Origin of the sequence: Azospira sp. I13, assembly GCF_003112695.1 — a bacterium.
Taxonomy (GTDB): domain Bacteria; phylum Pseudomonadota; class Gammaproteobacteria; order Burkholderiales; family Rhodocyclaceae; genus Azospira.
Genome location: NZ_BFBP01000011.1, coordinates 549931 through 557437, shown reverse-complemented (window position 1 = coordinate 557437; position 7507 = coordinate 549931). Strand labels below are relative to the sequence as shown.

7 protein-coding genes and 1 pseudogene are annotated in these 7507 nt (G+C 66.9%); all 8 read right to left on the bottom strand.

Going from position 1 to position 7507, the window contains the following annotated elements; genetic code table 11:
• Window positions 1-81 precede the first annotated feature (81 nt).
• Window positions 82-903, bottom strand: a pseudogene (gene arsB / locus AZSI13_RS12515) (ACR3 family arsenite efflux transporter); the annotation flags it as partial.
• 27 nt (window positions 904-930) lie between these two features.
• Window positions 931-1344 carry an arsenate reductase ArsC gene (locus tag AZSI13_RS12510; protein WP_109041468.1) on the bottom strand — a complete coding sequence of 138 codons (414 nt, stop codon included), beginning with the start codon at window positions 1342-1344 and terminating at the stop codon, window positions 931-933.
• Window positions 1344-1700, bottom strand: a complete 357-nt coding sequence (locus AZSI13_RS12505) for a helix-turn-helix transcriptional regulator (protein ID WP_109041467.1) — start codon at window positions 1698-1700, stop codon at window positions 1344-1346. Before AZSI13_RS12505 ends, AZSI13_RS12510 begins: the two co-directional genes overlap by 1 nt.
• Window positions 1701-1931: 231 nt before the next feature.
• Complete coding sequence (locus AZSI13_RS12500; protein ID WP_109041466.1) at window positions 1932-3077, bottom strand: class I SAM-dependent methyltransferase; 1146 nt, start codon at window positions 3075-3077, stop codon at window positions 1932-1934.
• A 35-nt stretch (window positions 3078-3112) separates the two neighbouring features.
• Window positions 3113-4795: an ABC-F family ATP-binding cassette domain-containing protein gene (locus tag AZSI13_RS12495; protein WP_109041465.1), complete on the bottom strand. Its 1683-nt coding sequence runs from the start codon at window positions 4793-4795 to the stop codon at window positions 3113-3115.
• 192 nt (window positions 4796-4987) lie between these two features.
• Entirely contained in the window at window positions 4988-5425 is a 438-nt protein-coding gene (locus AZSI13_RS12490; protein WP_109041464.1) for a hypothetical protein, read from the bottom strand.
• 41 nt (window positions 5426-5466) lie between these two features.
• Window positions 5467-6651 (bottom strand): acyl-CoA dehydrogenase, encoded by a 1185-nt coding sequence (locus AZSI13_RS12485; RefSeq protein ID WP_109041463.1) that lies wholly within the window; start codon window positions 6649-6651, stop codon window positions 5467-5469.
• A 75-nt stretch (window positions 6652-6726) separates the two neighbouring features.
• Complete coding sequence (locus AZSI13_RS12480) at window positions 6727-7455, bottom strand: hypothetical protein (RefSeq protein WP_109041462.1); 729 nt, start codon at window positions 7453-7455, stop codon at window positions 6727-6729.
• Window positions 7456-7507: the final 52 nt, after the last annotated feature.

Here is a 7507-nt window from a genome sequence, read left to right as displayed (position 1 = left end):
AATGGACACTTCTCATTTTTAATTTTCTAGGATTTATGCGGAATTCGAGCTGGCCATTGGCTCCATACTTGTCCGTACCAGTGAGTTGAACAGCACCTGGATGAGGATGGGCACCGCCAGCAGGGCAATCACCAGGGGCTGGGCCAGGATGGCTTCGCCCTGGAAGGCGAAGAGCAGCACCAGGGTGGCCAGCAGGGCGGCGATGGACCAGGGGCCGATGCGGGCCATGGCGGCGGCGAAGGCCGCCTCGCCCCGGGCCAGCAGGCGGCGGCGCCAGGCCTGGGCCAGGATCACCGGGATGACGATGTAAAGCACTACCGAGGTGAGCAGGGTGTCCCAGGGCACGGTGATGGCCGAGAGCCCCAGCAGGAAGGCTACCAGGGGCGCGAAGGCGAAGACCATGATGGTGTCGTTGAGGGCCACCTGGGAGAGGGTGAACAGGGGGTCGCCGTTGGACAGCCGGCTCCACACGAAGACCATGGCAGTGCAGGGCGCCGCCGCCAACAGGATGAGGCCGGCGATGTAGCTGTCCAGCTGTTCCGCCGGCAGCAGGGGGGCGAACAGCTGGCGGATGAAGAGCCAGCCCAGGAAGGCCATGGAGAAGGGCTTCACCAGCCAGTTCACCAACAGGGTCACGGCGATGCCCCGGCCGTGCTGCTTGACCTCATGCAGGGCGCCGAAATCCACCTTCACCAGCATGGGGATGATCATCACCCAGATGAGCAGGCCTACCGGCAGATTGACCCGGGCCACCTCCAGCTTGCCGATGGCCTGGAACAGGCCGGGAGCCAGTTGGCCGAGGAGGATGCCGGCGACGATGCAGCAGAATACCCACAGACTGAGAAAGCGTTCAAAGACGCCCATGGGCGCAGGCGTTCCAGCATTCACTTCGCCAGCGCTCACTTCACATGGGACGGACACGGTGGCTCCTTACAGATTCAGGGCAGCCCGCACGGCGGGCACCAGGCGATTGCGGATGTCGTCCCGCACGGCGATGAAACTTTCCAGCGGCTCGCCGTGGGGATCGTGGAAAGGCAGATGCAGCCGGGGCACGGGCCGGGGGAACACCGGGCAGGTTTCCCGGGCGTTGTCGCAGACGCTCACCACCAGGTCGATGGGGGTCTCCAGCAAGCTGTCCACATCCTTGGGATGGAGTCCCGCTGTGGGCAGCCCGGCCAGGCGCAGGGCCTCCAGGGCGCCTTCCGCCACCCGCGGCTGGGGCCGGGTGCCGGCGGAGACGGCATGAACCAGTCCTGCCAGATCATGGTTGAGGATGGCCTCCCCCATCTGGGAGCGGCAGGAGTTTCCGGTGCACAGCACCAGCACGGTCTTGCGTGTCGACATCAGGAGGACTCCCCGGCCCGGGCGCGACGCTTGGCCGTGGTATCACAGCAGGCCGTCTGGGGCAGGCAAACTTCGCCCTGACAGCAGTTGCGGGTGAGGAAGGCGATCAGATCGTCCATGGTGGGGTAGCTGGCGCCATAGCGGATGAAACGCCCCTCCCGCGCTCCGGTGATCAGTCCCACCCGGCTGAGATGGGCCAGATGGAAGGAAAGGGTAGCCGGCGCCATCTCCAGCCGTTCACCGATGGCGCTGGCGACCACGCCCTCGGGGCCGGCTTCCACCAGCAGTCGGAAAATGGCCAGCCGGGATTCATGCCCCAGGGCGGCCAGCAGCTCGGCAGCGTTCAAGGTTTCCATAGTTCGAGTATTGTCGAAATATAAGAGGAAGTCCAGAAGCTGCCTCCCGTCTGACAAAGGGCGGGAGAAAGGGCGGCGAAGGGGGGGAAGGAGCGGGGAGGGGCTGCGGGACTACAGCGGAATGCCCGGGGATTATCTGGAGGGGGCTAGCCGACGCTGGGCTGGAGCGGTTTCGCAGACCTGGCTGATGCCCCTCCGGGACGGGGCCGGAGGACGAGGGGAGATCAGGATTCAGGCCGCGGCGAGCCGCCACAGCGAGGTGATTTCCTTTGCCCGGGCGATGTGCAGCGGGTCGCTGGCGTCCTGGCTTTTCGGGTGGCGGGGGCGGATGTCCCGGCGTTCCAGCACTTGCAGGCCGGCGGCGGCGATCCAGCTGAGCAGTTCTTCCCGGGAGCGCAGGCCCAGGTGTTCGGCCAGGTCGGAAATGATCAGCCAGCCTTCGCCGCCGGGGCAAAGGTGTGCTGCCAGACCGGCGAGAAAGCCCCGCAACATGCGGCTGTCGGGGTCGAAGACGGCGTATTCCACCGGCGAGGTGGGCTTGGCCGGTACCCAGGGCGGGTTGCACACCACCAGGGGGGCTTGGCCGGGGGGAAAGAGGTCCTGGGTCTGCAATTCCACCTGGGGGGCGACGCCGAGGCGTTCCAGGTTTTCCCCGGCGCAGCCCAAGGCCCGGGGGGAAAGGTCGGTGGCGATGACCCGGGCGATGCCTCGCCGGGCCAGCAGAGCAGCGATGACGCCAGTGCCGGTGCCGATGTCGAAGGCTCGGGAATCAGTTGCCAGGGCTGGTGGCAGGGGCGCAGCGGCGAGCAGGTCCAGGTACTCGCCACGCAGGGGGGAGAAGACCCCGTACCAAGGGTGGATGCGCCCACCCAGGGCCGCTACCTCAATGCCCTTCTTGCGCCATTCGTGGGCCCCCACCAGGGCCTGGATTTCCCGCAGGGAAACGACGAAGTCGCCCTCCGCCGGGCCGTAGGCTTCGACGCAGGCCTGGGCCACATCCGGCGCCCGGCGCAGGGGAATGCGATAGTCAGCCGTGACGGGGATCAGCACCATGCCGAGCACCCGGGCGCGCTGGCCCTGGGTCTGGCGGTGCTGGTGGAAGGCTTCCCGGGCGGAGGCGGCGGGCCGGGCCGGCTTCTTGCCGCCGCTGCGGTCCAGGCGCCGGGCCAGGGCCTGCAGCAATTGCCGGGCGTTGTGGTAATCGCCGCGCCAGAGCAGGGCCGTACCTTCGCAGGCCAGGCGGTAGGCCTGGTCCGCCGGCAGGGTGTCGTCCACCGCCTGCACCTTGCGGGGTGGCGGCAGACCCGCTTCGGATTGCCAGCGGGCGCTGTGCTGCTGGCCGTCTTCGTTCCAGGTGAGATCGGTGGCGGGACTCATGGCATTCCTTGGTGGCGGGGAAGTGGGGCGGGCGATCAGGCTGCCTGCTTGTTGCGGGGCTGGGCCGCTTCTTCCCGGGTGCGTTTGGCTTCTTCCAGCAGGTAACGCTGGTAATCCTCCAGGTCGCCGTCGAAGGGGGAAATGCCGCCGCGGGAAACCAGCCAGAATTCGTCGCAGACCGAGCGCAGCAGGGCTCGGTCGTGGCTGACCAGCATCACCGTGCCTTCGAACTCGTTGAGGGCCACGCCCAGGGCTTCCCGGGTGGACAGGTCCAGGTGGTTGGTGGGCTCGTCGAGCAGCAGCAGATTGGGGCGTTGCCAGACGATCATGCACAGCACCAGGCGGGCCTTTTCGCCGCCGCTCATGGTGCCCACGGGCTGCTTCACCATGTCGCCGCTGAAATTGAAGGTGCCGAGGAAGTTGCGCAGGTCCTGCTCCCGGCCGGCCACGTAGCCGCTGCGGCCGGCGGCGATGGTTTCCTTGGCCAGGCGGATCATGTGTTCCAGGGGCGTATCCAGGGGACGCAGCACGTCCAGTTCCTGCTGGGCGAAGTAGCCGATGTTGAGGCCCTTGCCTTCGGTGACTTCGCCGCCCAGGGGCGCCAGGTCCCGGGCGATGGTCTTCACCAGGGTGGATTTGCCCTGGCCGTTGGCCCCCAGGATGCCGATGCGCTGGCCGGCCTGGACGGAGCGGTTGATGCCCCGGGCGATGACCTTGGGGGGCGTCTCGGCGGCAGCGTCCTCCGGGGGCGGGTAGCCGATGCTCACGTCCACCATGGATAGCATGGGGTTGGGCAGGTTCTGGGGCTCCTGGAACTCGAAGGTGAATTCGGCATCGGCCAGCACCGGAGCGATCTTCTCCATGCGCTCCAGGGCCTTGACCCGGCTCTGGGCCTGCTTGGCCTTGCTGGCCTTGGCCTTGAAGCGGTTGATGAAGCTTTGCAGGTGGGCGATCTTTTCCTGCTGCCGGGCCATGGCGGCCTGTTGCAGCAGCATCTGTTCCGCCCGCATGTCCTCGAAGGTGCTGTAGTTGCCGCCGTAGCGCACCAGCTTGGCGTTGTCGATGTGCAGGGTGACGTTGGTGATGGCGTCGAGGAATTCCCGGTCGTGGCTGATGACGATGAGGGTGCCGGCATAGCGCTTGAGCCAGGCTTCGAGCCAGACCAGGGCGTCCAGGTCCAGGTGGTTGGTGGGTTCGTCGAGCAGCAGGATGTCCGAGGGGCACATCAGGGCCCGGGCCAGTTGCAGGCGCATCCGCCAGCCGCCGGAAAAGCTGTTCACCGGCCGGCTCAGCTCCGCCACCTGGAAGCCGAGGCCGAGAATCAGGGCCTGGGCCCGGGCTTCGGCGTCATGGGCGCCGGCATCGTGCAGGGCCATGTAGGCGTGGGCCATGCGCATCCCGTCGTCGCTGGCCTCGGCGGCCGTCACTTCGGCCTGGGCTGCCAGCAGGGCGGTGTCGCCCTGGATGACGAAATCCGTGGCGCTGTCTTCCGTCTCCGGCATGTCCTGGGCCACCTGGGCCATGCGCCACTGGCTGGGCATGGAAAAATCCCCCGCATCTTCGTGCAGGGTGCCGTTAAGCAGGCCGAACAGGGTGGATTTGCCGGCGCCGTTGCGGCCGACCAGGCCGACTTTCTCCCCCGGGTTGAGGGTGACGGAGGTGCTGTCGAGCAGCACCTTGACGCCGCGGCGCAGGGTGACGTTTTTCAGGGTAATCATGGGGCAGGGCTTTCTTGAAGTGGGCGGATGATAGCCACGGAAGGCCCGGGTGCCTATGACTATTTGCGGGAATATGGCCGGAACATGGCCGGAAATGCAGGAATGTGGGGGGGGGCACAGCGCGGCGGCCGGAAAAACAAAACAGCCCGGCCAAAGCCGGGCTGTCGCAGGTCGGGGACGGGTGGGCAGGCTTCAGTGCTTGGCCGCTTCCTTGGGGGCCTCGCCTTCCTTCGGCGCTTCGCCGGCCGGGGCGGCCTCGCCTTCCTTGGGGGCTTCGCCGTCGGCCTTCTTCTTTTTCTTCTTCTTGGCGGCCGGGTCTTCCGGCGGCGGCGCCGGCGGCAACACCGGGGCGATGGTCTCGATCTGGTTTTCCCGCATGTAGACGTCCATCTCGCGCCAGCCGGCGTAGACCGAATCCTTGGGCAGCCAGCTATAGACGCTGTAGCAATCCTCGATGGCCCGGCCGGACTGGCGGCAGGCGCCGCCGACGGCCTTGCCTTCGGCTTCCTGCTTGGCGGCCTTGGCCGCCGGGTCTTCGATACCCAGCTTGCTCTGGATCTGGTCGCAGCCTCCCAGCAGCAGCGGGGAAGCGAGAAGGGCGATGGCGATGGCGATGGCGCTTCTTTTCATGGTCGGCCTTTGTTGTCGTCCCGTGATTCTATCCCAGCCGCTTAATTGGCGAAGGCGGCGATGCCGGTCTGGGCCCGCCCGAGAATGAGGGCGTGGATGTCGTGGGTGCCCTCGTAGGTGTTCACCACCTCCAGGTTGAGCATGTGGCGCACCACGTGGAATTCGTCGCTGATGCCATTGCCGCCGTGCATGTCCCGGGCCGTCCGGGCGATCTCCAGGGCCTTGCCGCAGGAGTTGCGCTTGAGGAGGGAGGTCATTTCCGGCGCATCCTTGCCCTCGTCCTTGAGCCGGCCCAGGCGCAGGCAACCCTGCAGACCCAGGGCGATCTCGGTCTGCATGTCCGCCAGCTTTTTCTGGATCAGTTGGTTGGCCGCCAGGGGGCGGCCGAACTGGGGCCGGTCCAGGGTGTATTGGCGTGCCGCGTGCCAGCAGGCTTCGGCGGCGCCGAGGGCGCCCCAGGCAATGCCGTAGCGGGCCTGGTTGAGACAGGCGAAGGGGCCCTTGAGGCCCTTCACCTTGGGCAGCAGGTTCTCTTCCGGCACGAACACCTTGTCCATGACGATCTCACCGGTGACCGAGGCCCGCAGGCCCATCTTGCCCTGGATGACCGGGGCGGAAAGGCCCTTCATGCCCTTCTCCAGCACGAAGCCGCGGATGTCGCCGCCGTCGTCACCCTGGCCATCCTTGGCCCAGACCACGAAGACGTCGGCGATGGGGGAATTGGTGATCCACATCTTGGCTCCCGTCAGCTCCCAGCCGCCCGGCACCGCCTTGGCGCGGCTCTCCATGGCGCCGGGGTCGGAGCCGTGGTTGGGCTCGGTGAGGCCGAAGCAGCCGATCAACTCGCCGGTCGCCATCTTCGGCAATAGCCGTTCCTTCAGGGCATCGCTGCCGAAGGCCTGAATGGGGTACATGGCCAGGGAGGACTGCACCGAGACCATGGAGCGGTAGCCCGAATCCACCCGCTCGATCTCCCGGGCTAGCAGGCCGTAGGAAACGTAGCTGGCGCCGGCGCAGCCGTAGCCCTGGAGGGTGGCGCCGAGCAGGCCCAGTTCCCCCAGTTCGCGGAAGATGGCCGGATCGGTCTGTTCGTGGCGAAAGGCCTGGACAATGCGTGGCAGCAACTTGTCCTGGCTGTATTGGCGGGCGCTGTCCCGCACCTGGCGCTCTTCGGCGCTGAGCTGGTCGTCCAGCAGCAGGGGGTCTTGCCAGTTGAAACGGCTCATGTCGTTCCCATTCCTCCTTGGTGGAATGGCGATTCTAACCGCATTCCCCCGGGGGTTTGGCGCCAGACCCGGGGCTCAGGGTTGTTCCGCGTGGCGTGCGTGGACCTCGGGGGCCTCGTGGCCCCGGTTGCCGTGGTCGTCATGCTCGTCCGGGTTGCTGTGGCGACGTTCGCCGTGGCGCCGCTCTTCCTCGTGGTAATCCGGGTCCGCCTGCTGGCGGCGGTCCTCGCCGCGCCCCAGCTGGGCGTCCACGTGCCGGGCGGCGACTTCGTCCACCTTGCGCCGGGCCGCATCCTCGCTACGCCGCACTGCGTTGAAGAGCAGCCAGCAGGCCAGGGCATTCACCGCCACGAAGACCGATTCCAGATACAGCAGGGGCACGAAGACCGGCCGCTGGGAGCGGTCGCCGAAGACGAAGTAAAAGCTCTCGAAGCCGGAACTGGCGGCCTGGCGGAGCAGGGATGGATAGGGCTCGAAGGGCGGGAAGAGGAAAACGATGGCCAGGTTTACCGCCGCAAACAGGCCGATGGCCCGGTGGTAGCGGAAGGCCGGGATGTCCTGGGGCTGTTCCTGGCGCAGCAGCAGCCAGGCCACCAGGCCGTTGGCGGCGACGAACATCAGTTGCAGGGCCAGCAGCACCTGGTGGATGGGCTTCTTGCCCAGGTGGGTGAGCAGGGGGTAGAAGCCGTCGAAGGAGGGTAGGGCGCCCCGGGTCAGGGGGACGTTGTTGAAGGGCGGGAAGAGCACCATCACCAGGGCGTCGAGGAGGGCGACGATGAGGACCAGTCTTTGATATTTATTCATGGCTCTTGGCTCTCGCGGGGGGAGGGCGGATTGCCCACCATGCACGGGTCAT